The sequence below is a fragment of the Pantoea sp. ABR1s genome (genome assembly GCF_057812235.1).
Window position 1 is genome coordinate 891355 of sequence record NZ_CM173823.1, and the last position, 24874, is coordinate 916228.

General features: G+C 54.9%; 20 protein-coding genes and 4 tRNA genes. 21 read left to right on the top strand and 3 right to left on the bottom strand.

Going from position 1 to position 24874, the window contains the following annotated elements:
• Positions 1-292 precede the first annotated feature (292 nt).
• A complete protein-coding gene (narL, locus tag ACXKZD_RS04225) occupies positions 293-895 on the bottom strand; it encodes a two-component system response regulator NarL (protein WP_050442355.1) in 603 nt (200 codons plus the stop codon).
• A 361-nt stretch (positions 896-1256) separates the two neighbouring features.
• On the opposite strand from narL, the gene ACXKZD_RS04230 reads away from it, so the two are divergent.
• The 7 genes from ACXKZD_RS04230 to ACXKZD_RS04260 all read left to right on the top strand — a co-directional run bounded on the left by ACXKZD_RS04230 (position 1257) and on the right by ACXKZD_RS04260 (position 11099).
• The gene (locus ACXKZD_RS04230; RefSeq protein ID WP_167423911.1) at positions 1257-2648 is read left to right on the top strand and encodes a NarK family nitrate/nitrite MFS transporter; all 1392 of its coding nucleotides are present in this window, start codon (positions 1257-1259) and stop codon (positions 2646-2648) included.
• Between the two features lie 101 nt (positions 2649-2749).
• Positions 2750-6511, top strand: coding sequence for a nitrate reductase subunit alpha (locus tag ACXKZD_RS04235; RefSeq protein WP_010248527.1), 3762 nt, complete (start codon positions 2750-2752; stop codon positions 6509-6511).
• Entirely contained in the window at positions 6508-8052 is a 1545-nt protein-coding gene (gene narH, locus ACXKZD_RS04240) for a nitrate reductase subunit beta (protein ID WP_010248525.1), read from the top strand. Before ACXKZD_RS04235 ends, narH begins: the two co-directional genes overlap by 4 nt.
• Positions 8049-8777 (top strand): nitrate reductase molybdenum cofactor assembly chaperone, encoded by a 729-nt coding sequence (gene narJ, locus ACXKZD_RS04245; RefSeq protein ID WP_033772484.1) that lies wholly within the window; start codon positions 8049-8051, stop codon positions 8775-8777. The genes narH and narJ overlap by 4 nt, the downstream gene beginning before the upstream one ends.
• Complete coding sequence (narI, locus tag ACXKZD_RS04250; protein ID WP_022623789.1) at positions 8774-9451, top strand: respiratory nitrate reductase subunit gamma; 678 nt, start codon at positions 8774-8776, stop codon at positions 9449-9451. The genes narJ and narI overlap by 4 nt, the downstream gene beginning before the upstream one ends.
• A gap of 149 nt (positions 9452-9600) precedes the next feature.
• The gene (gene mltB / locus ACXKZD_RS04255; RefSeq protein ID WP_010248519.1) at positions 9601-10683 is read left to right on the top strand and encodes a lytic murein transglycosylase B; all 1083 of its coding nucleotides are present in this window, start codon (positions 9601-9603) and stop codon (positions 10681-10683) included.
• Positions 10684-10763: 80 nt separating this feature from the next.
• Positions 10764-11099: a zinc ribbon domain-containing protein YjdM gene (locus ACXKZD_RS04260; protein ID WP_010248517.1), complete on the top strand. Its 336-nt coding sequence runs from the start codon at positions 10764-10766 to the stop codon at positions 11097-11099.
• A 34-nt stretch (positions 11100-11133) separates the two neighbouring features.
• On the opposite strand, the gene ACXKZD_RS04265 is transcribed toward ACXKZD_RS04260, so the two are convergent.
• On the bottom strand, positions 11134-12021 hold the full coding sequence (locus ACXKZD_RS04265; RefSeq protein WP_060680816.1) for a dihydrodipicolinate synthase family protein: 888 nt from the start codon (positions 12019-12021) through the stop codon (positions 11134-11136).
• A 167-nt stretch (positions 12022-12188) separates the two neighbouring features.
• Here ACXKZD_RS04265 and tam point away from each other — a divergent pair, with 167 nt between their 5' ends.
• From tam to luxS, 14 genes are all read left to right on the top strand, one after another.
• A complete protein-coding gene (gene tam, locus ACXKZD_RS04270; RefSeq protein ID WP_033770048.1) occupies positions 12189-12965 on the top strand; it encodes a trans-aconitate 2-methyltransferase in 777 nt (258 codons plus the stop codon).
• Positions 12966-13070: 105 nt separating this feature from the next.
• Positions 13071-13565 (top strand): nicotinamide-nucleotide amidase, encoded by a 495-nt coding sequence (gene pncC, locus ACXKZD_RS04275; protein ID WP_010248512.1) that lies wholly within the window; start codon positions 13071-13073, stop codon positions 13563-13565.
• 95 nt (positions 13566-13660) lie between these two features.
• Positions 13661-14728, top strand: coding sequence for a recombinase RecA (gene recA, locus ACXKZD_RS04280; RefSeq protein WP_010248510.1), 1068 nt, complete (start codon positions 13661-13663; stop codon positions 14726-14728).
• 122 nt (positions 14729-14850) lie between these two features.
• On the top strand, positions 14851-15369 hold the full coding sequence (locus ACXKZD_RS04285) for a regulatory protein RecX (RefSeq protein WP_010248508.1): 519 nt from the start codon (positions 14851-14853) through the stop codon (positions 15367-15369).
• A 133-nt stretch (positions 15370-15502) separates the two neighbouring features.
• Positions 15503-18130, top strand: coding sequence for an alanine--tRNA ligase (gene alaS / locus ACXKZD_RS04290; RefSeq protein WP_010672120.1), 2628 nt, complete (start codon positions 15503-15505; stop codon positions 18128-18130).
• A 250-nt stretch (positions 18131-18380) separates the two neighbouring features.
• Positions 18381-18566: a carbon storage regulator CsrA gene (gene csrA / locus ACXKZD_RS04295; protein WP_008927091.1), complete on the top strand. Its 186-nt coding sequence runs from the start codon at positions 18381-18383 to the stop codon at positions 18564-18566.
• Positions 18567-18849: 283 nt separating this feature from the next.
• A tRNA-Ser gene (locus tag ACXKZD_RS04300) sits at positions 18850-18942 on the top strand.
• Positions 18943-18950: 8 nt separating this feature from the next.
• Positions 18951-19027 (top strand) — tRNA-Arg (locus ACXKZD_RS04305).
• A 217-nt stretch (positions 19028-19244) separates the two neighbouring features.
• Positions 19245-19321 (top strand) — tRNA-Arg (locus tag ACXKZD_RS04310).
• Positions 19322-19543: 222 nt separating this feature from the next.
• Positions 19544-19620: transfer RNA gene (locus ACXKZD_RS04315), tRNA-Arg, on the top strand.
• Between the two features lie 596 nt (positions 19621-20216).
• Positions 20217-20783 carry a fructose-1-phosphate/6-phosphogluconate phosphatase gene (yqaB, locus tag ACXKZD_RS04320; RefSeq protein ID WP_488981887.1) on the top strand — a complete coding sequence of 189 codons (567 nt, stop codon included), beginning with the start codon at positions 20217-20219 and terminating at the stop codon, positions 20781-20783.
• The gene (locus ACXKZD_RS04325; protein ID WP_010248498.1) at positions 20780-21208 is read left to right on the top strand and encodes a YqaA family protein; all 429 of its coding nucleotides are present in this window, start codon (positions 20780-20782) and stop codon (positions 21206-21208) included. The genes yqaB and ACXKZD_RS04325 overlap by 4 nt, the downstream gene beginning before the upstream one ends.
• Before the next feature lie 31 nt (positions 21209-21239).
• Positions 21240-22847, top strand: coding sequence for a glutamate--cysteine ligase (gene gshA, locus ACXKZD_RS04330; protein WP_050680043.1), 1608 nt, complete (start codon positions 21240-21242; stop codon positions 22845-22847).
• 150 nt (positions 22848-22997) lie between these two features.
• Positions 22998-23513: an S-ribosylhomocysteine lyase gene (gene luxS, locus ACXKZD_RS04335; protein ID WP_009086888.1), complete on the top strand. Its 516-nt coding sequence runs from the start codon at positions 22998-23000 to the stop codon at positions 23511-23513.
• Between the two features lie 61 nt (positions 23514-23574).
• Here the strand turns inward: luxS and ACXKZD_RS04340 are convergent, their stop codons facing one another.
• Positions 23575-24861: an HlyC/CorC family transporter gene (locus ACXKZD_RS04340; protein ID WP_022623780.1), complete on the bottom strand. Its 1287-nt coding sequence runs from the start codon at positions 24859-24861 to the stop codon at positions 23575-23577.
• Positions 24862-24874: the final 13 nt, after the last annotated feature.

Genomic DNA, 24874 nt, shown 5'->3' on the forward strand with positions numbered 1-24874 from the left:
TTTTTAATGCGGTAAATTTCTGGCGGTCAACGCCCATGAAACCGAAAGGGATTCCAGGCGCGCAGGATAATCAGATGATAACGAATAGGGCAGGGCATATGCCAGCGTGATGCACAGCCGCGATCCTGACCGGGTGTAACCTGACAGGCATCCTGGCAAATGTGGCGGCGGCTGGCGACAAAAAAGTGCCTGTTCTCATGACGCTGATGCGGGGCTGCGAGGCGGCTCGCGATTTCTGCGGCAGTTTATGGCCGGCAGGACGGAACTGCGCCGCATCGGGAAGGGGGAAAGGTCAGTGCAGCCCGTTCTGCAGCGCCCAGACGGCGGCTTCAAGTCGGGATTTAAGGTTCATCTTCTTCAGCAGATATTTAACGTGAACCTTAACCGTGCTTTCACTGATGGCCAGCTTGCGGGCAATCGCTTTATTGGTCATCCCGTCGCTGATCAGTTGCAGAATATCGCGCTCGCGCCGGGTCAGCTGATTGATGTCGCGCGTCTGAGCAGGCTGCGCTTCACGCAACCGGGCGACCAGAATCGGGGTTAACGCCTCGCTCAGCACGATCTGACCGGCAGCAGCCTGATGCAGCGCTTTCAGTAAGGCTTCCGGTTCCATATCTTTCAGCAGATAACCATCAGCGCCGCGCTTCAGCGCGCTGACCACATCCTCTTCATTATCTGAAACGCTGAACACCACTACCCGGCCAGAAAGGGCTATCTCACGCAGCTGGGTCAGGGTATCCAGTCCGTTCAGACCTGGCATATTGAGATCAAGCAGGATCAGGTCGGGATCATGCTGCTGTGCCAGCGCCAGGCCATCAATGCCATTACCCGCTTCGGCAACCACCTGCAGCCTTTCATCCAGCGCAATCAGCTGCTTCAGGCCATTGCGCAGCATGGGATGGTCGTCGATCAATAAAAGCGTAAATTTCTCTGCCGTCACAATGGCTCCTGTTCCTGTCACATACGCCAGCCCTGAGCGGGCGGAGAGCCTATCTTACCGGTGAAGCGGGGTCGCTATATACCCCCAATGGACTACTCCTTTATTTCCAGTCGGACACCCTTTTACAGAAGGCATGGGCGGCCGTGTTTAAACCCTATGATTTATAAGGTTTATCTGAATTCAGTCAACTACTTAACCGGGGTGAAGAGAGGGCGGCGTGCCTCTGTAACCTGCATTGCCGTTGATTTGTATCAAGCCCGACACCACGCCGGATGCGCAGGATACGCACAATTATTATTCTGCTGATGAGAGATTTATGACCCAATCCACCTCTTTGCAAACCCCGACGCGCGGCGCGTTAATTCAGGACTGGCAACCGGAAAACGACGCGTTCTGGCAGGCGCGTGGTAAACGTATCGCCAGCCGTAACCTGTGGATTTCTGTCTTCTGTCTGCTGCTGGGCTTCTGCGTCTGGATGCTGTTCAGCACCGTTGCGGTTAACCTGAATAAAGTTGGCTTTACCTTCAGCACTGAGCAGCTCTTTTTACTGACCGCACTGCCGTCGGTTTCTGGCGCGTTGCTGCGTGTGCCTTACTCTTTTGTTATTCCCATCTTTGGAGGACGTCGCTGGACCGCCTTCAGCACCGGCATCCTGATCATTCCCTGCCTTTGGCTCGGCTTTGCCGTACAGGACAGCCAGACCTCATTCACCACTTTTATGGTGATTTCCCTGCTGTGCGGTTTTGGTGGCGCTAACTTCGCGTCGAGCATGGGCAATATCAGCTTCTTCTTTCCCAAAGCCCGTCAGGGCGGCGCGCTGGGTATCAACGGCGGCCTCGGTAATCTTGGCGTCAGCGTAATGCAGTTTGTCGCCCCGCTGGCGATCTCCTGTGCCATTTTTGGTTTTGCCGATGTGGGTCAGACCACCGTCACCGGCGACAGCATCTGGCTGGAAAATGCCGCCTGGATCTGGGTGCCGTTCCTGGCGATCGGCACGCTGGCGGCCTGGTTCGGCATGAATGACCTGGCGGCGGCGAAATCCTCGCTGCGTGAGCAGTTACCGGTGCTGAAACGTCCCCACCTGTGGGTTATGGCGCTGCTCTATCTGGCCACCTTTGGCTCGTTTATTGGTTTCTCTGCCGGTTTTGCCATGCTGACGAAGACGCAATTTCCTGATGTCGTGATCATGCATTACGCCTTTTTCGGCCCCTTTATTGGCGCGCTGGCCCGTTCAGCAGGCGGCATCATTTCTGACCGCTTCGGCGGTACCCGCGTCACGCTGATCAACTACGTGCTGATGGCGCTGTTTGCTGCGCTGCTGTTCCTTACCCTGCCGGGTGCCGGACATGATGGCTCGTTCGTGGCCTTCTTCGCCGTGTTTATGGGCCTGTTCCTGACGTCCGGGCTGGGCAGCGGCTCCACCTACCAGATGATTGCGGTGATCTTCCGTAAGCTGACGCTGGAACGTATCAAAGCTGAGGGCGGCGACGATGCGCTGGCACAGCGCGAAGCGGCAACAGAAACCTCTGCTGCGCTCGGCTTTATCTCCGCCATTGGCGCGCTGGGCGGTTTCTTTATTCCGCAGACTTTTGGCCTTTCGCTCGCCATGACCGGTTCACCCGCCGGCGCGATGAAAATCTTCCTGGTCTTTTATCTCTGCTGCATCGCGGTGACCTGGCTGGTTTACGGCCGAAAATCACGCGCCTGATAACGACAAAGCCGGTGTGGCGCACCGGCACAATTTCACTTTCTGTGTCGGGACAGATGCAGAGTCAGCAATGTCACATTAAGCCTTCAGGAGTATTCCGGATGAGCAAGTTTCTTGATCGGTTTCGCTATTTCAAACAGCTGGCCGAACCCTTTTCCGGCCAGCATGGCCAGACGTTAAACAGCAACCGCGACTGGGAAGATGGCTATCGCAGTCGCTGGCAGCACGATAAAATCGTGCGCTCCACGCACGGCGTTAACTGTACCGGCTCATGCAGCTGGAAAATCTACGTCAAAAATGGACTGGTCACCTGGGAGACCCAGCAGACCGACTATCCGCGTACCCGTCCCGATCTGCCAAACCATGAGCCGCGTGGCTGCCCACGCGGTGCCAGCTACTCGTGGTATCTCTACAGCGCTAACCGCCTGAAATATCCGTTAATGCGCAAGAAGCTGATTCAGCTCTGGCGCGATGCGAAAGCGCAGCACAGCGACCCGGTGGACGCCTGGGCATCCATCATCAGCAATCCTGAAAAGGCCAGAAGCTACAAACAGGCGCGTGGACGCGGCGGCTTTGTCCGCTCCAGCTGGCAGGAAGTCAACGAGATGATCGCCGCCGCGAACATCTGCACCGCGAAGACCTACGGCCCTGACCGCATTATGGGATTCTCACCGATTCCGGCGATGTCGATGGTCTCTTACGCTGCGGGCGCACGTTACCTGTCACTGATTGGCGGAACCTGTCTGAGCTTCTACGACTGGTACTGCGATCTGCCGCCAGCCTCACCGATGACCTGGGGCGAGCAGACCGACGTGCCGGAATCGGCTGACTGGTACAACTCCTCCTACATTATTGCCTGGGGCTCTAACGTGCCGCAGACCCGCACCCCGGATGCACACTTCTTTACGGAAGTCCGCTATAAAGGGACGAAAACCGTGGCGATCACGCCGGACTATGCTGAGGTCGCGAAGCTGTGTGACCAGTGGCTGAGTCCGAAGCAGGGCACCGACAGCGCGATGGCGCTGGCGATGGGCCACGTGATGCTGAAAGAGTTTCATCTTGATCGCGAAGTTGGCTATTTCCGCGACTACGTGCGTCGTTACACCGATATGCCGATGCTGGTGCTGCTGGAACCCCGTGAGGGCGGTTTTTACGCCGCCGGCCGTCAGCTGCGCGCCAGCGATCTGGTGGATGGGCTCGGTCAGGAGAATAACCCGGAGTGGAAAACCGTCGCGATCAACGAGGCGACCGGGGAACTGACCGCGCCGCAGGGATCTATCGGCTTCCGCTGGGGCGAAAAAGGCAAGTGGAACCTCGAGCAGCGTGATGGGGCGTCACATCAGGAAGTTGAACTGCAGCTCAGCCTGCTCGGCAGCCATGATGAGGTGGTGGAGGTCGGTTTCCCTTACTTCGGTGGCATTACCAGCGAGCATTTCAACAGCGTTGCGCTGGACGAAATCCTGCTGCATAAGCTGCCGGTGAAACGCCTGCAACTGGCGGATGGCAGTGAAGCGCTGGTCACCAGCGTCTACGATCTGACGCTGGCGAATTATGGTCTGGATCGCGGTCTGGATGATGCCAACTGCGCGCAAACCTACGACGACATCAAAGCGTACAGCCCGGCCTGGGCGGAGCAGATTACGGGTGTCTCCCGTCAGAACATCATTCGCATTGCCCGTGAATTTGCCGAAAACGCCGAGAAAACCCGCGGTCGTTCGATGATCATCGTCGGTGCCGGTATGAACCACTGGTATCACATGGACATGAACTATCGTGGCCTGATGAACATGCTGATTTTCTGCGGCTGCGTCGGTCAGAGCGGCGGTGGCTGGGCGCACTATGTCGGTCAGGAGAAACTTCGTCCGCAGACCGGCTGGACCCCGCTGGCCTTTGGCCTGGACTGGCAGCGTCCGCCACGCCAGATGAACAGCACCTCCTTCTTCTACAACCACTCCAGTCAGTGGCGCTATGAAACCCTGGCCACCAGCGAACTGCTCTCCCCGCTGGCGGATAAAAGTCGCTACAGCGGCAGCCTGATCGACCTTAACGTCCGTTCCGAACGTATGGGCTGGCTGCCTTCAGCGCCGCAGCTTAACGTCAACCCGCTGCACATCGCGGCGCAGGCGAAAGCCGCCGGTCAGTCGCCGCTGGATTACACCGTGGAAAGCCTGAAGCAGGGCACCATGCGGTTTGCCGCTGAACAGCCGGACGATCCGCAGAACTTCCCGCGTAACCTGTTTGTCTGGCGCTCCAATCTGCTCGGCTCATCCGGTAAAGGGCATGAGTACATGCTGAAGTATCTGCTGGGCACGGAAAACGGCATTCAGGGCAAAGATTTAGGCCAGCAGGGCCGCGTGAAGCCGGAAGAGGTGGAGTGGCTGGATCAGGGTGCCGAAGGCAAACTGGATCTGGTGGTCACACTCGACTTCCGCATGTCGAGCACCTGTCTCTACTCCGATGTCGTGCTGCCAACGGCGACCTGGTATGAAAAAGACGATATGAATACCTCGGATATGCATCCGTTTATTCATCCGCTTTCGGCGGCCGTCGATCCTGCCTGGGACTCAAAAAGTGACTGGGAGATCTACAAAGGCATCGCCAAAGCCTTCTCCGATCTCTGCCCGGGTCATTTAGGCGTTGAAACGGACGTCGTTACTCTGCCGGTGTTGCATGACTCACCCGCGGAACTGGCGCAGCCTTTTGAGGCGAAAGACTGGAAAAAAGGCGAATGCGATCTGATTCCGGGTAAAACCGCGCCACACATTATGGTGGTGGAGCGCGACTATCCGGCGACCTGGGAGCGCTTTACCTCGCTGGGACCGTTGCTGGAGACCCTGGGTAACGGCGGCAAAGGTATCAGCTGGAACACCAGCAAAGAGGTCGATTTCCTCAAGCAACTGAACTACGTCAAAGCGGATGGCCCGGCAGCGGGGCGGCCGAATATCGACACGGCGATCGATGCGGCAGAAGTGATCCTGGCGCTGGCACCGGAAACCAATGGTCAGGTGGCGGTGAAAGCCTGGCAGGCACTGGGCGTGATTACCGGTCGTGACCACACCCACCTGGCGCTCAATAAAGAAGATGAGAAGATTCGCTTCCGCGATATCCAGGCGCAGCCGCGCAAAATTATCTCCAGCCCGACCTGGTCAGGGCTGGAAGATGAACATGTCTCTTACAACGCCTGCTACACCAACGTTCATGAGCTGATCCCGTGGCGAACCCTGAGCGGCCGTCAGCAGCTCTATCAGGATCATGAGTGGATGCGCGCCTTCGGTGAGAGCCTGATGGTCTATCGTCCGCCAATCGATACCCGTGCGGCGAAGCCGTTGCTGAACAGCAAACCCAACGGTAACCCGGAGAAGGCGCTGAACTTCCTGACGCCACACCAGAAGTGGGGCATTCACTCCACCTACAGCGACAATCTGCTGATGCTGACACTGTCGCGCGGTGGACCGATTGTCTGGATGAGTGAAGATGACGCTCGTGAGCTGGGTATCGTGGATAACGACTGGATCGAGGCGTTCAATGCCAACGGTGCGCTGACCGCACGTGCAGTAGTGAGTCAGCGCATCCCGGCGGGTATGACCATGATGTACCACGCGCAGGAACGTATCGTGAATATCCCTGGCTCGGAGATCACCAGCCAGCGCGGCGGGATCCATAACTCGGTGACGCGGACCTGCCCGAAACCGACCCATATGATCGGCGGTTATGCGCAGCTCTCCTGGGGCTTTAACTACTACGGCACCGTCGGCTCTAACCGCGATGAGTTCGTGGTAGTGAGAAAAATGAACAACGTTAACTGGTTAGATGGGGAAGGCAACGATGCCTGCCAGGGCAGCCAGCAGGAGGTAAAACCATGAAAATTCGTTCACAGGTCGGCATGGTGCTGAACCTCGACAAATGTATCGGCTGCCACACCTGCTCGGTGACCTGTAAAAACGTCTGGACCAGCCGCGAGGGCATGGAGTACGCCTGGTTTAACAACGTTGAAAGCAAACCTGGTGTTGGCTATCCGCACGCCTGGGAAGATCAGCAGAAGTGGAAGGGCGGCTGGATCCGTAAGATCAACGGTAAGCTGGAGCCGCGCATGGGGAGTCGCATCGGCCTGCTGTCGAAGATCTTCGCCAACCCGGATGTGCCGGCGCTGGATGATTACTACGAACCGTTCGATTTTGATTATCAGCATCTGCACAATGCGCCCGCCGGTAAGCATCAGCCGATTGCGCGTCCGCGCTCGCTGATCACCGGTCAGCGGATGAAAAAGATCGAAAACGGCCCGAACTGGGAAGAGATCCTCGGCGGCGAGTTTGCCAAACGTTCGCAGGATAAGAACTTCGATAACATCCAGAAGGAGATTTACGGTCAGTTTGAGCACACCTTCATGATGTACCTGCCGCGCCTGTGTGAGCACTGCCTCAACCCGGCGTGTGTGGCGACCTGCCCAAGCGGCGCGATCTACAAACGCGGCGAAGATGGCATCGTGCTGATCGACCAGGATAAATGTCGCGGCTGGCGGATGTGCCTCACCGGCTGTCCGTACAAGAAGATCTACTTCAACTGGAAAAGCGGCAAATCAGAAAAATGCATTTTCTGTTATCCGCGCATTGAAGCGGGCCAGCCCACCGTCTGTTCAGAAACCTGTGTCGGCCGTATCCGCTATCTCGGCGTGTTGCTCTATGACGCTGACCGCATTGAACAGGCGGCCGCAGCGGAAAACGAGAAAGATCTCTATCAGAGCCAGCTGGATATCTTCCTTGATCCCAACGATCCGGCGGTGATTGCGCAGGCGCTGAAAGATGGCGTTGCGCAGAGCGTGATCGATGCAGCACAGCGTTCACCGGTCTATAAAATGGCGATGGAGTGGAAGCTGGCGCTGCCACTTCACCCTGAATACCGCACGCTGCCAATGGTCTGGTATGTGCCACCACTGTCACCGATTCAGTCGGCGGTGGATGGCGGGGCGCTGGCGCACACCGGCGTGCTGCCGGATGTGGAAAGCCTGCGCATTCCGGTTGAGTATCTGGCGAACCTGCTGACCGCAGGCGACACCGCACCGGTGCTGCTGGCACTGAAGCGGATGCTGGCAATGCGTCATTACAAACGCGCAGAAAGCGTGGACGGTGAGCATGATATCCGGGCGCTGGAGCAGGTCGGCCTGACCGAAGCGCAGGCGCAGGAGATGTACCGCTATCTGGCGATCGCGAACTATGAAGATCGCTTTGTGGTGCCCTCCAGCCATCGCGAACTGGCACGTGAAGCCTTCCCGGAAAGCAAAGGCTGCGGCTTTAGCTTTGGCGATGGCTGTCACGGCAGCGACAGCAAATTCAACCTGTTCAACAGCCGCCGTATTGATGCCATCGACGTCAGTAAGAAAACCATTCGTCCGGAGGATGCCTCATGATGACGTTACGGATTCTTTCGCGGCTGCTGGACTACCCGGACGAGGCGCTGTTTACCCACTCTTCCGACCTGATCGCGGCGCTGGATGACGCCACTGAACTCAACCTGCAGCAGAGCGCACGGCTGGTGCGTTTTATCAATCAGCTCTGTGCCCGGCCACTGCTGGACGTGCAGGCTGACTACTGCGAACTGTTTGATCGTGGCCGCGCCACCTCGCTGCTGCTGTTTGAACACGTGCACGGTGAGTCACGCGATCGCGGTCAGGCGATGGTTGATCTGCTGGAACAGTATCGTGCCGATGGTCTGGAGCTGGACAGCAAAGAGCTGCCCGATTTCCTGCCGCTCTACCTGGAGTATCTCGCCTGTAAAAGCGATGAGGCCGCGCGTCAGGGACTGGACGACATCGTGCCTATCCTGGCCTTGCTGGCGGCGCGGCTTGAAGAGCGTCAGAGCCCCTACGCCGATCTCTTCACAGTATTACTGACGCTGTCCGGTAGCGCGGTTGATCCTGCGGCCCTCAAGCCACAGGTGGCGCAGGAAGCGCGCGACGATACGCCGGCAGCACTGGATGCTGTCTGGGAAGAGGAGCAGATTAAATTTCTCGGCGAACAGGGCTGCGCCTCGGCGCAGCAGGCGATGCATCAGCGTCGCTTCGCCGATGCGGTCGCGCCGCAGTATCTGGACATCGCCGCGGCGACGGCGCGTACCACAGGAGAATCAGCATGAATTTTATTAACACTTTCTTCTTCGATATTTACCCCTACCTCGCCGGAACGGTCTTCCTGGTGGGAAGCTGGCTGCGCTATGACTACGGGCAATACAGCTGGCGTGCCGGTTCCAGTCAGATGCTGGACAAAAAAGGGATGCGTCTCGCCTCCAACCTGTTTCACATCGGCATCATCGGTATTTTCTTCGGTCATATCGTCGGGATGCTGACGCCGCACTGGATGTATGAATCCTTCCTGCCGATCGACGTGAAGCAGAAACTGGCGATGATTGCCGGTGGCCTGTTCGGGGCGATGACACTGGTGGGCGGTGGACTGCTGCTGAAGCGCCGTCTGACCAATCCACGGGTGCGGGCGACCAGTAGCGTCGGTGATATTCTGATCATGACCCTGCTGGTGGCTCAGGCGACGCTGGGCCTGCTGACCATTCCCTTCTCCGCCCAGCATATGGACGGCAGTGAAATGATGAAGCTGGTGGGCTGGGCGCAGGCGGTGGTGACCTTCCACGGTGGCGCTTCGCAGCATCTCGACGGCGTGGCGTTTATCTACCGCGTGCACATGGTGCTGGGAATGACGCTGTTCCTGCTGTTCCCGTTCTGCCGGCTGGTGCATATCTGGAGCGCGCCGGTTGAGTATCTGACCCGTCGCTATCAGCTGGTGAGAAACCGCCGCTAAGCGCATGATGGCTGCGGGACAGAGAGAGACCCGCAGCCATTTTAGCCCACGGCTGCCTTGACGTTTTTTTAAGATTTTGCCCTGTATGTCATTGCGCTGAACGTCTACTATTACCGCATCTGAAATTACCCCTCGTTTATGGATAACCGATGCGCCTCAAGTTAGCCTTCCTTGCGTTCATCCCGCTTCTGGCCTCCTGCAGCAGCAAACCTGAAGTCCCGTCCCAGCAGAAGATGCTGGCTGCGCCACAGGGCGGTTTTTTACTGCAGCCGTCGCACAGCGGACAGGCGATGTTTGGCGACTTTGCCGGTAACCCGGCAGCAGAGCAATTTATCGATAAGATGGTAGAGAAGCATGACTTTGACCGTCAGCAACTGCACAACATCATCGGTCAGGCCAAACGACTGGATTATGTGCTGCGACTGATGGACCGTCAGGCACCAAGCTATACGCCAGCGCCAGGGCCTAATGGCGCCTGGATCCGCTATCGCAACAAGTTCATTACGCCCGATAACGTGCAAAATGGGGTGGCGTTCTGGAATCAGTATCAGGATGCCCTGCAACGCGCACAGCAGGTTTATGGCGTGCCACCGGAAATTATCGTGGGCATCATTGGTGTGGAAACCCGCTGGGGGCGCGTGATGGGGAAAACGCGGATTCTGGATGCGCTTGCGACCTTATCCTTTAACTATCCGCGCCGCGCAGAGTACTTCAGCAGCGAGCTGGAAACCTTTCTGTTGATGTCGCGCAAAGAGCAGGATGACCCGCTGGCGCTGAAAGGCTCCTTTGCCGGGGCGATGGGCTATGGTCAGTTTATGCCCTCCTCTTACAATGATTATGCGGTTGATTTCAACGGCGACGGTCATGCAAACCTGTGGGATCCGGTGGATGCTATCGGCAGCGTGGCGCATTATTTCCAGAAGCATGGCTGGCGCAGCGGCGAAAATGTGGCGGTACCGGCCAGCGGTCAGGCGCCGATGCTGGAAGATGGCTTCAAAACCCGTTACAGCGTGAGCATGCTGGCGGCGTCAGGATTGTCCCCACAGGGCTCGCTGAACGGTAACGATCAGGTCAGTCTGCTACGCCTGGATTTGGGCACCAGCTACCAGTACTGGTATGGCTTACCCAATTTCTATGTCATTACCCGCTACAACCACAGTACCCATTATGCGATGGCGGTGTGGCAGTTGGGTGAGGCGGTGAGCAAGGCACGCCAGGGCGGCCTGTTATAAAGGCTGTCCTTGTTAACTGTAAGGTTATATGATGACGCCCTTTTTCAGGCCACACAGCCACTGATATTTCTGGAGTCATTATGTCTTTACCTGCCTGCCCGGCTTGTCACGCCGATTACACCTGGCAAGATGGCGATAACCTTAACTGCCCCTCCTGCGGTCACATCTGGACCGAGGGAGAAGGTGACAGCAGCAACGCAACACTGGAAGTGCGTGATGCCAACGGCAATCTGCTGGCAGATGGCGACAGCGTCACGGTGATCAAAGATCTCAAGGTGAAGGGCAGTTCTTCATCGCTGAAGATCGGCACTAAAGTGAAAAGCATTCGTCTGGTTGAAGGGGACCACAACATCGATTGTAAAATCGACGGTTTTGGCCCGATGAAATTAAAATCTGAGTTTGTGAAAAAGAACTGAGATCGGGGGCGCAGAGATGCGCCCGCTTTCCTGCTTAGCTGAACAGCTTATCAATTGCGGCACACTGCTCCGCATTCAGCGTGCCACCGTAGTTTCGTGAGCCGCTGCTCATCGAGTCATAGCGCCGTGCCACGGCCGTTTTAATTGTCGTTACGAAATCATCTCCGATACTGTAAATCGCCATCAGACGGCCGATCTGCTGCTGCAGGCGCGTCAGCTCCGGCAGATTGCCACTTCGCCATGCCGTCATCATCTGCGCAAAGTACTCCGGCACAATATTATTCAGTCCTGAAATTACGCCGGCACCGCCCGCCAGCAGGTTCGGGAGCAGGTACTCGTCATACCCCGACAGTACGGCGAAATCGCTACGCACCTTGCGGGTCTCTTCAATCATCATCCGGTTATGCGACAGGCAATCCACCGTATCTTTAATGCCGGCGAAGTTGGGCAGCTTTGCCGCCAGGGCAGCAATCAGCGCGGGCGTCAGGTCGCAGCCGGTGCGTGCCGGAAAGTTGTAGGCAAACCATTTACCACCGAGCTGCGCGTCCAGTGCTTCGAAGTAGTGCATCAGCTGGTTTTGCGTCTGGCCATAATAGTAGGGCGGCAGCACCATCACCGCGTCAAAGTCATTTTTCCAGGCGGCTTCAGCCAGCTCCAGCATGTCAGGAATGCAGGTTGCCGAGACGTTCGCGACCATCTTCAGCGATGACAAGGGTCTGGTTTCCTGAATCAGTTGTAAGCGTTCCTGCTGCGTCAGTGAGGCGAACTCGCCAATGCTGCCCATCACCAGTAAGGTATCGATACCGGAGTCATTGAGGCGGGAGAAATGTCGCCCGAGCGCATCAATATCGACCGCACCCTGCGCATTGAACGGGGTGACTGAAGGGCACCAGACACCGGCAAAGGGCGATTTTTCACTCATAAATGACTCCTGAATCGGATGTTAAAAAAATGAAACAGTGTTTTAACTTAATGACTCCGGCCGGTCTCTGCCAGCGCATGATTCAAAAATGAGCAACGGGTCGCACTTTTTCCTCTTTCATCCGTCTCAGTAAGCGGATGCATCTGATAACTGAGCGAGAGGTCATGATGAAAGAGTGGGATCCTGTGCTGTACCGTAAGTTTGAAGCAGAACGAACCCGTCCAGCCCGCGAACTTCTGGCGCGCCTCAGCCTGGAACAGGTTGAGCAGGTGACCGATCTGGGATGCGGGCCCGGTAACAGCACCGAGCTGCTCGCTGATGCCTGGCCACTGGCGCAGATTACCGGGCTGGACAGTTCCGCCACGATGTTAACTCAGGCCGCTGAACGCCTGCCGCACTGTCGTTTTATCCAGGCGGACATCCGCAACTGGCAGGCCGATGTGCCGCAGCAGGTGGTCTACGCCAACGCGTCTCTGCAATGGCTGGATAATCACGCAACGCTGTTTCCCCATCTGGTCAGCCAGCTGGCGCCCGGTGGCGTGCTGGCGATCCAGATGCCTGATAACCTCAATGAGCCGTCGCACCGGCTGATGCGCGAGGTGGCGGCAACGGATCGCTGGCGTTCACGCATCAATGCCGATGCCGCTGAACGTACACAGCTGCTTTCCACGGGCGAGTATTACGATCTGCTGACGCAGGCCGGCTGTGAGGTGGATATCTGGCGTACCACCTATTATCACGTGATGGCCGATGCGCAGGCAATTATCAGCTGGCTGCAGGCGACCGGTTTACGGCCTTTCCTGGCAACGCTGGATGAGACCGAACAGACGGCGTTTCTGACCGATTATCATCAGCGTTTGCTCGCGGCTTATCCGGCTCAGGCCGATGGTCAGGTGTTGCTCGCCTTCCCGCGTCTTTTTATGGTTGCGGTGAAAAACCGGTAAGCGCAGTGGAAAGCTGGCCGCAAAAACAGCGTAATAATGGTGAGTGACCTTGAAAAAGCAGTTTTTCTGCACCACCTTCAACCCACAGCCAAAGGGAGAGTCGCAATGGATGATCAGCAATTGCAGGCGCTTAGTGCGCAGATAGGTGAGAAGCTGAAGCAGCACAATGCCACCGTAACCTGTGCGGAATCCTGCACGGGGGGATGGATTGCCAAAGTCTTTACCGATATCAGCGGCAGCTCCGCCTGGTTCGAGCGGGGTTTTGTGACCTACAGTAACCAGGCCAAACAGCAGATGGTCAGTGTTCAGGCTGCTTCGCTGTTGCAGTATGGTGCGGTAAGTGATGTGGTGGTGCGGGAGATGGCGCTGGGTGCCCGCAGGGCGGCCCATGCTGACTACGCGATCTCCGTCAGCGGTATTGCCGGTCCGGATGGCGGCAGTGAAGAAAAACCGGTGGGCACGGTGTGGTTTGGCTTTGCCGGGCCACAGGATAACGTATTGACTTTTCAGCAGCATTTTAGCGGCGATCGTGATGCCGTACGCCGCCAGTCGGTGGCATGGGCCCTGCAGAAACTGTATGGCGAATTTCTGACAAATTAAACTTGATACTGTATGACTATACAGTATAATTGTCGGCAACAGAAAGAGTACAGGCACCCTGAGTGCGTGTTTACCCGGCTTGATTAGGAGTTGAAATGGCGATTGATGAAAACAAACAGAAGGCTTTAGCTGCCGCGCTTGGCCAGATTGAGAAGCAATTTGGTAAAGGCTCCATCATGCGCTTGGGTGAAGACCGCTCAATGGATGTGGAAACTATCTCTACCGGCTCGCTGTCGCTGGATATCGCATTAGGCGCAGGCGGTCTGCCAATGGGCCGTATCGTTGAGATCTACGGACCTGAGTCTTCAGGTAAAACCACGCTGACTCTGCAGGTTATCGCATCTGCACAGCGTAAAGGTAAAACCTGTGCCTTTATCGATGCAGAACATGCGCTTGATCCGGTTTACGCCAAGAAACTCGGCGTAGACATTGATAACCTGCTCTGCTCTCAGCCAGACACTGGTGAGCAGGCGCTGGAAATCTGTGATGCGCTGGCGCGCTCTGGTGCCGTTGACGTGATCATCGTCGACTCCGTCGCGGCGCTGACGCCTAAAGCGGAAATCGAAGGTGAAATCGGTGACTCACACATGGGCCTCGCGGCACGTATGATGAGCCAGGCGATGCGTAAACTGGCTGGTAACCTGAAGCAGTCCAATACCCTGCTGATTTTCATCAACCAGATCCGTATGAAAATTGGTGTGATGTTTGGTAACCCGGAAACCACCACTGGTGGTAACGCGCTGAAGTTCTACGCCTCTGTCCGTCTTGATATCCGCCGTATCGGTGCAATCAAAGAGGGCGATAACGTGGTCGGCAGTGAGACCCGCGTTAAAGTGGTGAAAAACAAAATCGCCGCGCCATTCAAACAGGCTGAGTTCCAGATCATGTACGGCGAAGGTATCAATACCTTTGGTGAGCTGGTCGACCTGGGCGTGAAGCACAAGCTGATTGAAAAAGCGGGTGCATGGTACAGCTACAATGGCGACAAGATTGGTCAGGGTAAATCGAATGCCGGCAACTTCCTGAAAGAGAATGCTGCTGTGGCAAACGAGATTGATCTGAAGTTACGTGAGATGTTGCTCAACGGCGCGGATGAAAAACTCGCAGCAGCCGACAAGGCTGCTGAGAAAGAAGACGCGGCTGAAGCGAACGAAGACTTCTAATCTCTGATGCGGGAGGGGCGAAATCCTCTCCCGTAGTTTTATCCCCCTCTATTATCTTTCTTGCCTTCCCTCTGTCCTGTTCTGTCGCCATAATCTCCCTCTGTTTGTACAAGGTGCGCAGTATGACTGAACCCTCTCAACCCCAACCTAATGTCGTCTCTTACTCTCGTCTGCTTGACCGTGCGATGCGTATTCTGGGTCAGCGCGACCACAGCCGTGCAGAGTTAGCGCGTAAACTGCAACAATCAGCGCAGCGTGCTGCGTGGGCGCAGAAAAAAGAGCCCGAAATTGTTACCGAAGCGTTGCTGGAACAGGTTCTTAACTGGTGTCAGGAAAGCGGCTGGTTAAACGACGAGCGTTTCACCGAACGATTTATTCAGAGCCGGAGCCGTAAGGGCTTTGGATCGCAGCGCGTGCGCCTTGAACTGGGCCAGAAAGGCATCGACCGTGAAGCCATTGATCTTGCAATGGAAGAGACAGAGGTAGACTGGGCGGCGTGCGCGGCTCAGCTGGCTGAACGAAAATTCGGACACCCGCTGCCCACAGAGTGGAAAGAGAAAGCGAAAGTACTACGCTATCTGCAGTCAAAGGGTTTTATGAGCGAAGATATCCAGTCCATTTTCAGAAATTTTGATGACTAAAAGCCGATGTAATTTTACTTCCCACTGAAGAAAATTTATCTTATTCCCACTTTTTGTTCCGCTAATCAGGCACCACCAGAATGTGGTCGCGCCGATCAGAGGGAACGTTCGTTAGCGTGATTCCAGGATATATATGAGCAAGAGCACTGCTGAGATCCGTCAAGCGTTTCTCGACTTTTTTCATAGCAAGGGACATGAGGTTGTAACCAGCAGCTCCCTCGTACCGAATAACGATCCAACGTTGTTGTTTACTAACGCCGGGATGAACCAGTTTAAAGATGTGTTCCTCGGTCAGGACAAACGTGACTACACACGTGCGACCACGTCACAGCGCTGCGTACGCGCAGGCGGCAAACACAACGATCTTGAAAACGTCGGTTACACCGCACGTCACCACACCTTCTTTGAAATGCTGGGTAACTTCAGCTTTGGTGACTACTTCAAGAGAGAGGCGATTGGTTTTGCCTGGGAACTGCTGACGAGCGAGCAGTGGTTCAGCCTGCCAAAAGAGCGTCTGTGGGTGACGATCTATGAAACCGACGATGAAGCCTTTGATATCTGGGCGAACGAAATCGGTGTGCCACGTGAACGCATTATTCGCATTGGCGACAACAAGGGCAGCGCGTATGCGTCAGATAACTTCTGGCAGATGGGCGATACCGGTCCTTGTGGTCCGTGCAGCGAGATTTTCTACGATCATGGCGATCACATCTGGGGTGGCCCGCCGGGCAGCCCGGAAGAAGATGGTGACCGTTACATTGAGATCTGGAACATCGTCTTTATGCAGTTCAACCGTCAGGCTGATGGCACCATGCTGCCGCTGCCAAAACCGTCGGTTGATACCGGAATGGGCCTTGAGCGTATTTCTGCCGTTCTGCAACACGTCAACTCCAACTATGAAATCGACCTGTTCCAGAAACTGATTCAGGCCGTGGCACAGGTTACCGGTGCCACTGACCTCAGTAACAAATCGCTGCGTGTCATTGCCGACCACATTCGCTCCTGTGCATTCCTGATTGCCGATGGCGTCATCCCGTCTAATGAGAACCGTGGCTACGTGCTGCGTCGTATCATTCGTCGCGCCGTGCGTCATGGCAACATGCTGGGCGCTAAAGAGGCCTTCTTCTATAAGCTGGTTGCGCCACTGGTTGAGGTCATGGGTGCCGCAGGCGAAGAGTTACAGCGCCAGCAGGCTCAGGTTGAGCAGGTGCTGAAAAGCGAAGAAGATCAGTTTGCCAGAACCCTGGAGCGCGGACTGGCGCTGCTGGACGAAGAGCTGGAAAAACTGCAGGGCGACACGCTGGATGGCGAAATCGTCTTCCGTCTCTACGATACCTTTGGTTTCCCGGCTGATTTAACGGCTGACGTCTGTCGCGAACGCAATCTGAAAATCGACGAAGCTGGCTTTGAGCGGGCGATGGAGCAGCAGCGTCAGCGCGCACGTGAAGCGAGTGGCTTCGGTGCTGACTACAGCAACGTTATTCGTATTGATGCCGCCTCATCCTTCAAAGGCTACGACCAGCTCGATTTAGCTGCCACGGTGAAAGCGCTCTATGTTGCAGGCGAGGCGGTTGATGAAGTGACCGCGGGTCAGGATGCCGTGGTCGTGCTGGATGAAACGCCATTCTATGGCGAATCGGGTGGCCAGGTAGGCGATACCGGTCTGCTGAAAGGGAAGAATGCTGAATTTAGCGTCCAGGATACACAAAAATATGGTCAGGCAATCGGTCATGTCGGTAAGCTGACCGCAGGGCAGTTGCGTATCGGTGATCGCCTTGAGGCGCAGGTTGATGCGGCACGCCGTGCGCGCATCCGTCTTAACCACTCTGCTACTCACTTACTGCATGCCGCCTTGCGTCAGGTTTTAGGTGAGCATGTGGCGCAGAAAGGCTCGCTGGTTAACGACAAGTACCTGCGTTTCGATTTCTCGCATTTCGAAGCGATGAAACCTCAGGAGATTCGTCAGGTCGAAGATATCGTCAATGCGCAAATTCGTCGCAACCTGCCGGTTGAAACCGAAGTGATGGATCTGGATGCGGCGAAGTCTAAAGGGGCAATGGCACTGTTTGGCGAGAAATATGATCAGCGCGTGCGCGTTCTGACCATGGGTGATTTCTCTGTTGAGCTGTGTGGTGGTACCCATGCTGCGCGCACGGGTGACATCGGGCTGTTCCGTATTCAGGCGGAGTCAGGTACCGCAGCCGGTATTCGTCGTATCGAAGCGATTACGGGTGAAGGCGCGCTGGCGCAGGTCAATGCGCAGAGCAGCCAGCTGCAGGATCTTGCGCAGCTGGTAAAAGCGAACAGCAGCAACCTGAATGAGAAAGTGCGTGGTCTGGTCGATCATGTACGGGCTCTGGAGAAAGAGTTGCAGCAACTGCGCGATCAGCAAGCCGCGCAGGAGAGCGCTTCACTGAGCAGCAATGCTATCGACATTAAGGGAGTGAAACTGCTGGTCAGTGAGCTCAACAATGTTGAACCTAAAATGTTGCGTACCATGGTTGATGATCTTAAGAATCAGCTGGGGTCGGCGATTATTGTGCTGGCAACGGTTACTGAAGGTAAGGTGTCGCTGATTGCGGGTGTGACCAAAGATCTGACTGACCGTGTTAAAGCGGGTGAGTTGATTGCCGGTCTGGCTCAGCAGGTTGGCGGGAAGGGCGGTGGCCGTCCTGATATGGCACAAGCTGGTGGTAACGATGCGGGTGCTCTGAAAGGCGCATTAGCAGGGGTTGAGGACTGGGTCAGCAGCCGTCTGTAAGTGAATTAAAACAAGGCATCGTAAAAAGCGTCAGAACGGTTGTTCCGGCGCTTTTTAATACGATGCTAAAGCAGCAAATGACAAAGTCAGGTTGATGTAGTGTATTTCGGCTAAACTAACTATCAGCAGAATGTATTGGCGCATCGATGTGCATTGGTGTATTTCTCATACACATTGTGCAGCGTTAAATGATGGATAATGCCGGGAGCCTGTACAAGCCCGACTCTTTTAATCTTTCAAGGAGCAAAGAATGCTTATTCTAACTCGTCGAGTTGGTGAAACCCTCATGATCGGTGATGAGGTAACTGTAACGGTGCTGGGTGTTAAGGGTAACCAGGTTCGTATCGGTGTTAACGCGCCGAAAGAAGTGTCTGTGCATCGCGAAGAGATCTATCAACGCATCCAGGCTGAAAAAACGCAACAAACCAGCGTTTAACGGATTCAGCGTCTCGCACCTGTGCGAGGCGCTACCGCTTTCTGTAAAAATCCTGCCTTTTCTTTCTACCTGTTCCTCCTCTGTTTTATTAACGCCATCATCTTTCATTGTTGATAATTCACTCTTTTTGTCGCCATTTTGTCCCAATTGTGTGTGATTTGCTCAATCAAACAAAGTTTCGGAAAAATTGTTTGACTTAAAAGTCCGGGAAAGTAATATGTGCGCCACGCAGTGCCGATGAGCAGAAACAACGTTCAGACGCACAGTTCGAAAGAAAGCGTAAGGTGAGGTGGCCGAGAGGCTGAAGGCGCTCCCCTGCTAAGGGAGTATACGGTCAAAAGCTGTATCGAGGGTTCGAATCCCTCCCTCACCGCCATTTTCGATGCATCCATAGCTCAGCTGGATAGAGTACTCGGCTACGAACCGAGCGGTCGGAGGTTCGAATCCTCCTGGATGCACCATATTTTCGAATATGGAGAAGTGCCTCGGTGTGACATGACGCATTAGCGTACAGGCCGCACTAAGGAGGATAACGTTGCATCAGCAACGGCCCGCAGGGCGAAGCGCAAGCTGAGTAATCCTCCTGGATGCACCATCGAAAAAAAGAAACAAAGCGAATTAGCAATTCCTTTCATGGTGAGTAGTTAGCACCCTGCGTTGTACAAGAATTTGATTTATGCATCCATAGCTCAGCTGGATAGAGTACTCGGCTACGAACCGAGCGGTCGGAGGTTCGAATCCTCCTGGATGCACCATATTCTTCCCGAATATGGACAGTGCCTCAGTGTGTCATGACGTGATTATCGTTCAGGCCGCACTAAGGAGGATAACGTTGCATCAGCAACGGCCCATAGGGCGAAGCGCAAGCTGAGTAATCCTCCTGGATGCACCATTCTTTGTAACATCCTCAGGTTGGTTTCTGTAAGTCCATAAAAAGTTGTACCTCAAAAGATAGACCCCAAAAGATAGACCCCAATGCATCCATAGCTCAGCTGGATAGAGTACTCGGCTACGAACCGAGCGGTCGGAGGTTCGAATCCTCCTGGATGCACCATCTTCTCGAATGTTGGCAGTTCCTCAGTGTGACATGACGCAATAAGCGTTCCGGCCGCACGAAGGGGGATAACGTTGCATCAGCAACGGCCCGCAGGGCGAAGCGCAAGCTGAGTCATCCTCCTGGATGCACCATCTTCTTCTTTAGCCTCAAAATCCCTCAAAGTATCATGGCGCGATGATCGCTAAGACCTCACTAAACACGATAGCGTTACTTCCGTAACCGTCCGTACAGCAAACGCTGAGTGAGTATCCTGAAAAACCTCTGCAGTTTCCCTCTGGCTTCACACGCACTCTTTTCCTGTTTAATCTGCCCCATTGATTCATCATCCTGACTTAAGCGATCCGAAACGCCTGTTTCCCGCATCAACGCCTTCTGTTTTGCTGCCCATGCCCGTCCGCCGCCGCTTGTCTGCCAGAAGAATGTTAAAAAAACGCTGGAATTTCGTACGTTTATCGCTGGTCGTGCACGATCACCTTTATCTGAAAACAAAAATTGTTAATGCTTTCAAAGCATTTGCTGTTCATCCCCCCTGGCGACAACCTGTCCACATTAGGCTAAAGTAATGTCTCATTTGATGAATGTCCGGAGTGACAATGTACGATCAATATGACGCCCTGATTTTCGATATGGACGGCACGATTCTTGATACTGAGCCGACACATCGAAAAGCGTGGCGTCAGGTGCTCCAGCGTTATGGATTAACGCTGGATGAAGCACGTATTATCGACTTCAATGGCGCACCAACCTGGCGGCTGTCGCAGTTCATCATTGAATCCAATCAGTCGTCACTCGACCCTCATTTTCTTGCCGCAGAAAAAACCGCTGCCGTGAAAGCGATGCTGCTGGAAAACGTGAAGCCACTGCCTTTAATGGAGGTGGTGAAAGCGTATCACGGGCGGCGTCCGATGGCGGTCGGTACCGGAAGCGAACACAGCATGGCAGAGGCGTTACTGACGCAGCTGGGCGTACGTGAGCTCTTTTCGGCCGTCGTCGGTGCTGACGACGTACAGCGTCATAAACCTGAGCCTGAAACCTTCTTACGCTGCGCTGAGCTAATGGGTGTGACGCCGGCACGTTGTGTGGTGTTTGAGGATGCGGACTTTGGTATTCAGGCAGCGAAGGCGGCAGGTATGGCTGTGGTGGATGTCCGCTTACTGTGAGTGACGTTCTTACCTATGCCTCGATGTTCGGCAGCAGCTTTTTAAGTGCAACGCTCCTGCCGGGAAGTTCTGAAGCACTGCTGATAGCACTATTGATAGCAAAAAAGACATCAGTTTACGGGTTGCTTTTGGCCGCATCACTGGGAAACACCTTGGGCGGCTTAACCAACATTCTTATTGGTCGCTTGCTGCCGTTAAAACGTCAGGGGCGATGGCATGACACAGCAATGACGTGGTTGCACCGACTGGGACCTGCAGCACTGTTATTCAGCTGGCTGCCAGTGATAGGTGATCTGCTCTGCGTTCTGGCAGGCTGGTTACGTTTCGCCTGGCTACCCGCGATGCTGTTTCTCGCTGTCGGCAAAACACTGCGTTATATCGTTATCGCGACTGCCACATTACAGGGTATGCAATGGTGGCATTGATTCGCACAGATTCGAGGCTACGGTTAACATTATGCTGAACAAAAATAAATTATTATCACAGCGGGGGGGTAATGTGATCCCGGACGTATCTAAAGCGCTCTCCTGGCTGGAAGCGCATCCCAATGCCCTTAAAGGTATTGGCCGTGGCATCGAGCGTGAAACGCTGCGTGTAGAGGCAAATGGCGAGCTGGCAAAAAGCGGTCACCCGGAATCTCTGGGGTCGGCGCTGAAACATGACTGGATCACCACTGACTTTGCCGAAACGTTGCTGGAATTTATTACGCCAGTGGATCACAGCATTGATCATATGCTGGCATTCCTGCGCGATATCCATCGTCACGTTGCCCGTGAACTGGGTGATGAACGCATGTGGCCGTTTAGTATGCCGTGCGTGATTGACGATGCGGACAATATTGAGCTGGCGCAATATGGCACGTCCAATATTGGTCAGATGAAGACGCTCTACCGCGAAGGACTGAAAAACCGCTACGGCGCGTTGATGCAGACCATCTCCGGCATTCACTATAACTTCTCACTGCCACTCTCATTCTGGCAGGAGTGGGCTGACGTGAAAGATAAGGAAAGCGGAAAAGAGACCATCTCGGCGGGCTATCTGCGGCTGATCCGCAACTATTATCGCTTCGGCTGGGTGATCCCCTATCTGTTTGGCGCATCGCCTGCTATCAGCTCCAGCTTCCTGCAGGGCCGTGAGAGCGCGCTGCCGTTTGAAACCAACGACAAAGATACGATGTGGCTGCCGTACGCCACCTCACTGCGTCTGAGCGATTTAGGCTACACCAATAAATCGCAGAGCTCTCTGGGCATCACGTTTAACTCACTGGAAGGCTATGTCACTGCGCTGAAGAAAGCGATCAAGACACCGTCAGAAGAGTATGCAGCGATGGGCACTAAAGATGCCGACGGTAACTGGCTGCAGCTCAACACCAACGTGCTGCAGATTGAAAACGAGCTCTATGCGCCAATCCGGCCTAAGCGTGTGACACGCTCGGGTGAAGCGCCCTCTGATGCGCTGCTGCGTGGTGGTATTGAGTACATTGAAGTGCGTTCGCTGGATATCAATCCGTTCTCTGCAATCGGCGTAGATGAGAATCAGGTTCGCTTCCTCGACCTGTTCCTGATCTGGTGTACCCTGGCCGATGCGCCGGAAATGAGTGCAGATGAGTTGCAATGCACCCGTATAAACTGGAACCGGGTTGTGCTGGAAGGGCGTAAACCGGACCAGAAAATTGCCGTAGGCTGCGGAGAAGAGGAACATTCGCTGGTTGAAGTGGGCAAAACCCTGTTTGCCGATCTGCGTCGGGTTGCTGAAGTGTTAGACAGTCATAATCAGGACAGCACGGAATATCAGCAGGTTTGCGATCAACTGGTAGCATCGTTCGACGATCCTGAGCTAACCTACTCGGCGCGCATCCTTCAGGCAATGAAGGACAACGGTGTAACCGGAACCGGCGTAGCGCTGGCTGAACAGTATCGCCATCTGCTCTGCGAAGAGCCGCTGGAAGTGCTGACAGAAGAAGATTTCACGCGTCAGGCGCAGGCGTCTGTTGCTGCACAGCAGCAGCTGGAAGCGAATGATAAGCTGGATTTTGAAGCGTATCTGGCGAGCCGGGAAGGGTAGAAAAGAAAAAGGCCACATCAATGTGGCCAAATTAACATCTCTGTTGTCAGGGATGATGATAACAAATGCGCGTCTTTCATATATTCAGACGTTGGGCGAACAGAAAAGTTTCATCGTTTTAAAAAAAATTCTCAGAACAGGAGGTGACGTATGCCACTACTGGATAGTTTTACCGTTGATCACACCATCATGGGCGCACCGGCAGTTCGCGTTGCGAAAACCATGAAGACTCCGCATGGCGATACGATTACCGTTTTTGACCTGCGTTTTTGCCGCCCGAACATTGATATTCTCACTGAGCGTGGCATTCATACGCTGGAGCATCTCTTTGCCGGATTCATGCGTGATCACCTGAATGGTGATGGTGTGGAAATCGTCGATATCTCGCCAATGGGTTGCCGCACCGGCTTCTACATGAGCCTGATTGGTACACCAGACGAGCAGCGCGTTGCCAAAGCGTGGAAAGGGGCGATGGAAGATGTTCTGAAAGTGAAAGATCAGAACCAGATCCCTGAGCTGAATGAATACCAGTGCGGCAGCTACAAGCTGCACTCACTGGATGAAGCGCAGCAAATCGCCCGCAATGTGCTGGCGCATGAGATCGGCGTTAACCGCAACGAAGATCTGAAACTGCCTGCTGAAAAGCTGAAAGAACTGCACATCTAGTCAGGGCTTTGCTGCTAAAAAAAACGCCGCATCATGTCGATTGCGGCGTTTTTTTATCGCTTCAGGACCCTACCGATTTTTTCAGTGGCGTCTTCGGCGTGATGCGCACTTGTTTAATCATGTTGTCCTGCACGTCCAGAATATCGACGTTGTAGTGGCCGATCTGAACACGGGTGGCGATGGCAGGGATCTCTTCCAGCGCTTCCAGCAGCATGCCGTTGATGGTGCGCGCTTCCTGCTCTGGCAGCTGCCAGTTAAACGCCTTGTTAATTTCACGCACACTGGCGCTGCCTTCAATCAGCACGGACCCATCATTCTGCGGCATCACTTCTTCTGCCAGTGATGGTGACATGGAGGTGGTGAAGTCACCCACGATCTCCTCCAGAATGTCCTCTATCGTCACCAGCCCTTTGATGTCGCCATACTCATCCACTACCACGCCCGCTTTCTCTTTGTTGCGCTGGAACTTCACCAGTTGGGTGTTCAGCGGTGTCCCTTCCGGGATGTAGTAGATCTCATCGGCGGCGCGCAGCAGCGTCTCTTTGGTGAACTCTTTTTTCTCCGTCATCATGCGCCAGGCTTCGCGCACCCGCAGCATGCCGACGCAGTCATCCAGTGAGTCCCGGAATAGCACAATGCGACCGTGTGGCGAGTGGCTCAACTGGCGCACCACCGACTTCCAGTCATCGTTGATATTAATGCCGACGATCTCGTTACGCGGAACCATGATGTCATCAACGCTGACTTTCTCCAGGTCGAGCACGGAGAGCAGCATGTCCTGATTACGGCGTGACATCAGGCTACGTGACTCATAGACGATGGTACGCAACTCCTCTTTGCTCAGCGCGGAGTTAATGGCACCGTCAGCGCGGATACCCGCCATCCTCATCAGCAGACGGGTAATGGTGTTCAGTAGCCAGACCAGCGGCAGCATGATGTATTGCAGCGGCACCAGCAGCAGGCTGCTGGGAAAGGCGACGCGTTCGGGATAGAGCGCCGCCACCGTTTTCGGCAGCACTTCAGCAAATACCAGCACCACAAAGGTCAGGATACCGGTTGCGATGGCAACCCCTTCATCACCGTGAATACGCATGCCAACAATGGTGGCAAGTGCGGATGCCAGAATATTTACCAGGTTATTGCCGATTAATACCAGGCTCAGCAACCGGTCGGGGCGACGCAGTAACTTCTCCACCCGGCGAGCGGGGCGGCTGCCGTTTTTGGCCTGATGGCGCAGCTTATAGCGGTTAAGCGTCATCATTCCGGTTTCCGACCCGGCAAACCAGGCGGAAACCAGTACCATGACGCAGAGAATAATAATCAGCGTGGTGGTTGAAACATTCTCCAACGCAGAACTTCCT

Bases quoted from the DNA above. Each gene is read 5' to 3' on its own strand.
- narL (WP_050442355.1), bottom strand. From the start codon at position 895: ATGCTGCGCAATGGCCTGAAGCAGCTGATTGCGCTGGATGAAAGGCTG.
- ACXKZD_RS04230 (WP_167423911.1), top strand. From the start codon at position 1,257: ATGACCCAATCCACCTCTTTGCAAACCCCGACGCGCGGCGCGTTAATT.
- ACXKZD_RS04235 (WP_010248527.1), top strand. From the start codon at position 2,750: ATGAGCAAGTTTCTTGATCGGTTTCGCTATTTCAAACAGCTGGCCGAA.
- narH (WP_010248525.1), top strand. From the start codon at position 6,508: ATGAAAATTCGTTCACAGGTCGGCATGGTGCTGAACCTCGACAAATGT.
- narJ (WP_033772484.1), top strand. From the start codon at position 8,049: ATGATGACGTTACGGATTCTTTCGCGGCTGCTGGACTACCCGGACGAG.
- narI (WP_022623789.1), top strand. From the start codon at position 8,774: ATGAATTTTATTAACACTTTCTTCTTCGATATTTACCCCTACCTCGCC.
- mltB (WP_010248519.1), top strand. From the start codon at position 9,601: ATGCGCCTCAAGTTAGCCTTCCTTGCGTTCATCCCGCTTCTGGCCTCC.
- ACXKZD_RS04260 (WP_010248517.1), top strand. From the start codon at position 10,764: ATGTCTTTACCTGCCTGCCCGGCTTGTCACGCCGATTACACCTGGCAA.
- ACXKZD_RS04265 (WP_060680816.1), bottom strand. From the start codon at position 12,021: ATGAGTGAAAAATCGCCCTTTGCCGGTGTCTGGTGCCCTTCAGTCACC.
- tam (WP_033770048.1), top strand. From the start codon at position 12,189: ATGAAAGAGTGGGATCCTGTGCTGTACCGTAAGTTTGAAGCAGAACGA.
- pncC (WP_010248512.1), top strand. From the start codon at position 13,071: ATGGATGATCAGCAATTGCAGGCGCTTAGTGCGCAGATAGGTGAGAAG.
- recA (WP_010248510.1), top strand. From the start codon at position 13,661: ATGGCGATTGATGAAAACAAACAGAAGGCTTTAGCTGCCGCGCTTGGC.
- ACXKZD_RS04285 (WP_010248508.1), top strand. From the start codon at position 14,851: ATGACTGAACCCTCTCAACCCCAACCTAATGTCGTCTCTTACTCTCGT.
- alaS (WP_010672120.1), top strand. From the start codon at position 15,503: ATGAGCAAGAGCACTGCTGAGATCCGTCAAGCGTTTCTCGACTTTTTT.
- csrA (WP_008927091.1), top strand. From the start codon at position 18,381: ATGCTTATTCTAACTCGTCGAGTTGGTGAAACCCTCATGATCGGTGAT.
- yqaB (WP_488981887.1), top strand. From the start codon at position 20,217: ATGTACGATCAATATGACGCCCTGATTTTCGATATGGACGGCACGATT.
- gshA (WP_050680043.1), top strand. From the start codon at position 21,240: ATGCTGAACAAAAATAAATTATTATCACAGCGGGGGGGTAATGTGATC.
- luxS (WP_009086888.1), top strand. From the start codon at position 22,998: ATGCCACTACTGGATAGTTTTACCGTTGATCACACCATCATGGGCGCA.